Genomic DNA, 4,212 nt, shown 5'->3' on the forward strand with positions numbered 1-4,212 from the left:
CTAAATCAGTTTGAGTGCCAAGCGACTCAAGACAGAGCTTGAGAGCCTGTGGCCAGTTATAGGTCGCTAAAAGTACGGAGATCATTTGCCGTGATGTGGGTTATTCGCAGCTTCTTGATGCAATTGCCATAACTTCATGTAGCGGTAGTAGGTACCTTGCCCGTTGGAGATCGCTAAGGCAAAGCCCTGAGGGCCATCTAGAAATCCAAGTCTTATGAAGTAGGTTCGAGTAAAGGCCCAGAGGCCATGAAGCACGGCCTTTAATGGACTACTCTTTTTCCCTTTGGCAAATGCCTGCTCTGCAGAAGCTGTTGAATAGCGATCTAACTTTTGAAGCACTTGTGAATAGTTCATGAAACTGTAGTGCAACATGGGGTTCTCCAACTTCGCCACTTGCCCATTGGGGATTAGTCGCTCATGAACGAGGTCATCTGAGAAACGAGCCGTCCCACGTTTAAACAATCTATCCACATAATCCGGATTCCAGCCAGAGTGGCGGATAAAGCGACCGCAATACCAAGAAAGGCGTGGAATGGCAAAACAGTCGACATGCGCCGAGTGATGAATGGCAGTGAGAATTTCACTTCTGAGGGCGGGAGTGAGGCGCTCATCAGCGTCTAGAGACAGAACCCATTCGCCTGTTGCGAGCTCTAGAGCACGGTTCTTTTGGGGTCCAAATCCTGGCCAATCCGCTGGCTGGCTAATGAGGGCCCCATGGCTTCTGGCGATTTCTAGGGTGCTATCGGTGCTATTGGTGTCGACCACCACGATTTGCTGGGCAATCCCCTCTAGGGAGGTCAAGCAATCGGCCAAATTGGCCTCTTCATTGCGAGTGATGAGTATGACTGATAAGGTGGGCATAATTCATTATATGAATGCTCAAGACCGCACCTCCCTAAATCGCTTAATTCAGTACCTCAAGCCCCATATCTGGACGATTATTGGGTCCTTATTAGCCATGGCGCTGGTTGCTGGGGCTGAAACTTCCATCCCAGCCTTAATGAAGCCTTTGCTTGACCGGGGATTCACTGGTCAGATGGATAACAAGCTGTGGCAGGTGCCGGTTTTCTTGGTAGGTTTGGCCTTGGTTCGTAGTTTGGCCCAGTTTCTGTCAAATTATTTGCTAACTCGCGTTATTAACTCAGTACTGCTCAAATTACGTGAGCAAATGTTTCAGACGCTGTTAAATGCCTCAACCACCTTTTTTCAAAAGAACTCTGCATCTAATCTAATTAACGCAGTTGTTTTTGAGGTGAACAATGTGCTCTCCATTATGGGTGGCATGTTAATCAGCTTGGTAAGAGATTCTCTTACGGTGATCGGATTAATTGGTTATCTGATTTATCTAAATTGGCAACTGACTTTGGTGGTTTTAGTGATCTTTCCCATCATTGCCTTCATCATGAGTAAGATTAATAAGCGTCTACGATCCCTGAATCGTGAGCAGCAGAGGCTCACTAGTGAGCTTGCTTACATCGTTGAGGAATCTGCTGCTGGGTACAAGATCGTGAAAGTACATGGTGCTGAAGAGTATGAGATGAGTCGCTTTATGGAAAAAGCTGACCGCCTCCGCAAATTCGCCATGAAGTCAGCGGTAGCTGGAGGTCTGAATCAGCCGATTACTCAACTGATTGCTTCCATGGCGCTATCAATTGTGCTGGTGATTGCTTTAATGCAGTCATCCTCCGAAGGTGTTACGGTAGGTGGCTTTGCATCTTTTATTACTGCGATGATGTTGGTGATCTCGCCGATCAAGCACTTGGCCGATATCAATCAACCCTTACAACGCGGCTTAACTGCAGCGGAAATGATCTTCTCCCTCATGGATCAACCTTTTGAAGAGGATGAGTCTCGCAAGGAAAATATGAAGCCTTTAGTGAAAGCTAAGGGTGGAATTCGTTTTGAGAATGTAGGCTTCTCTTATCAGCAAGAAGCGGGGCGTAAGGATGCTCTCTCCGGCGTGAATTTAAATATTAAGCCTGGTGAAGTCGTTGCCTTCGTTGGTCCATCTGGTGGGGGTAAATCTACGCTAGTGAATTTATTGCCCCGATTCTTTAAACCGACAAGCGGCCAAATTTTCTTGGACGATATTCCGCTCGAAGATATTGTTCTTGCAGATGTTCGCAAGCAAATTGCTTTTGTGAGTCAGGATGTGATTTTGTTTAATGACAGCATTGCAGCAAACGTAGCCTATGGTGCTGTTGGTCCTGAAGGCATTGACCGTGGGCGCGTGATAGAGGCGCTGGAGGCAGCTAACTTATCTGCACTCATGAAAGAAATGCCTGAAGGAATCGATACTCAAATTGGGGATAACGGCAATCGCTTATCTGGTGGTCAGCGTCAGCGTCTAGCTATTGCGAGAGCCATTTATAAAGATGCGCCCATCCTTATTTTGGATGAGGCTACTTCAGCGCTCGATTCTGAATCCGAACGTCAGGTACAGGATGCTCTAGAGCGCTTGATGGCGGGTAGGACCACTCTGGTAATTGCGCATCGCCTATCGACCATTGAGCATGCCGATCGGATTGTGGTCCTAGAGCATGGTCATGTAATTGAAAATGGCTCACACGAAGAGTTGATTGCTAAGGATGGCATGTATGCTAACTTGCACCGTATCCAGTTTTCAAATGCTTAATTAATGATTAACTAAGAACGATGTCGTACTGCTCTTGGCGGAAGCTGCCTTCCGCCTGAAGTTTGATGGGCTTACTGATGAAGTCGCCAAGCTGCGCCAAAAATTGATTTTCTTCTTCAAGGAACAGGTCAATGACATCAGGCGCCGCAACAATTCTAAATTCTCGAGGATTAAATTGGCGATGCTCACGAACAATCTCGCGCAAAATCTCGTAACAAATAGTTTGTGCTGTTTTGACTTCACCCTTGCCTTGGCAGGTAGCGCAGGGCTCGCATGTAATGTGGGCAAGGGATTCTCGAGTGCGTTTGCGTGTCATCTCTACCAGGCCTAGCGAGGAAAAGTCGCTCACTGAAGTACGGGCGTGATCACGATCTAAATTGCGATTGAGTTCATGTAAAACTGACTCTTGATGGTCTTTGCTCAACATATCAATAAAGTCAATGATGATGATCCCACCAAGATTGCGTAAACGGAGTTGACGAGCGATAGCCTGAGCAGCTTCAAGATTGGTTTTGAAGACGGTGTCATCAAGATTGCGTGCGCCAACATAACTTCCGGTGTTGACATCAATCGTTGTCATGGATTCAGTTTGATCAATCATCAGGTAGCCACCCGATTTGAGATCAACTCTTCTCCCAAGTGCCTTATTGATTTCAGCGTCTACATCAAATAAATCAAAGAGGGCGCGCTCACCGCGATACAGGGTAAGCTTATCCAAGAGGTTAGGCATGTATAAGGTAGCGAATTCTTTGAGCTTTTCAAAGTTCTCTGCAGAGTCAACCCGAATTTTGGTAGTTTCTTCACCAGCAACATCGCGCAATACACGTTCAGCCAAGCTGAGGTCCTGATAAAGCAGGCTGGGGGCAGCCTTATGGTTCACAGCTTCTCGGATCCTCTCCCAGGTCGTGCGTAGGTAATGCATGTCGTGCTCAAGCTCGGTATCGCTGGCATCTTGTGCGCTGGTGCGCACGATAATTCCACCTTTTTCATCTGCGGGCATGAGTCCTGCAAGGCGTGACTTGATAGCCTCACGTTCCTCGGGCTGATCAATTCGTTGGGATACGCCAATATATTTTTCTGTGGCTGCATCAGTTCCAGCTGGTGGGAGATAAACCAGATTACGCCCAGCAATACTGAGTTGGGTCGTGAGGCGCGCACCTTTAGTGCCCAAGGGATCTTTGAGAACTTGTACTAAAACATTTTGACCCTCAAAGAGCAATTTTTCAATTTGTGCTTGCGGGTTGTTTTGTGTGATATCAGCGACGTGCATAAATGCGGTGCGCTCTAAACCAATTTCAATAAAAGCAGATTGCATACCCGGTAGCACACGTACTACTTTGGCTAAATAAATATTGCCAACGATACCGCGTTGACGGGTACGCTCAATTTGCAGTTCTTGAACAGCACCTTGCTGAATTAATGCCACCCGTGTTTCCTGTGGGGTGATGTTGATCAGAATTTCTTCATTCATATGCGGGCAACTTTAGCGAAATCCAATAATTGGTTAACTTCAAAAATAGGTAATCCCATGATACCGCTATAGCTGCCTTTAATTGAAGGAATAAAAGCCCCTCCCG

At 46.8% G+C, this 4,212-nt stretch carries 3 protein-coding genes; 1 reads left to right on the top strand and 2 read right to left on the bottom strand.

Features of this window, described 5'->3' with window-relative positions; all coding sequences use genetic code 11:
* Positions 1-81: 81 nt before the first annotated feature.
* Positions 82-861 (bottom strand): glycosyltransferase family 2 protein, encoded by a 780-nt coding sequence (locus B7X71_RS12735; protein ID WP_293597933.1) that lies wholly within the window; start codon positions 859-861, stop codon positions 82-84.
* Positions 862-871: 10 nt separating this feature from the next.
* Between B7X71_RS12735 and msbA the strand changes: the two genes are divergently transcribed.
* Positions 872-2,635, top strand: a complete 1,764-nt coding sequence (msbA, locus tag B7X71_RS12740) for a lipid A export permease/ATP-binding protein MsbA (protein WP_293597934.1) — start codon at positions 872-874, stop codon at positions 2,633-2,635.
* A gap of 7 nt (positions 2,636-2,642) precedes the next feature.
* On the opposite strand, the gene rng is transcribed toward msbA, so the two are convergent.
* Positions 2,643-4,106, bottom strand: a complete 1,464-nt coding sequence (gene rng / locus B7X71_RS12745) for a ribonuclease G (RefSeq protein ID WP_293600929.1) — start codon at positions 4,104-4,106, stop codon at positions 2,643-2,645.
* Between the last annotated feature and the right edge of the window lie 106 nt (positions 4,107-4,212).

The sequence above is a fragment of the Polynucleobacter sp. 39-46-10 genome, assembly GCF_002282275.1.

What these genes read in the sequence shown, in the direction of transcription:
- B7X71_RS12735 (WP_293597933.1), bottom strand. Translation starts at nt 861, where the DNA reads ATGCCCACCTTATCAGTCATACTCATCACTCGCAATGAAGAGGCCAAT.
- msbA (WP_293597934.1), top strand. Translation starts at nt 872, where the DNA reads ATGAATGCTCAAGACCGCACCTCCCTAAATCGCTTAATTCAGTACCTC.
- rng (WP_293600929.1), bottom strand. Translation starts at nt 4,106, where the DNA reads ATGAATGAAGAAATTCTGATCAACATCACCCCACAGGAAACACGGGTG.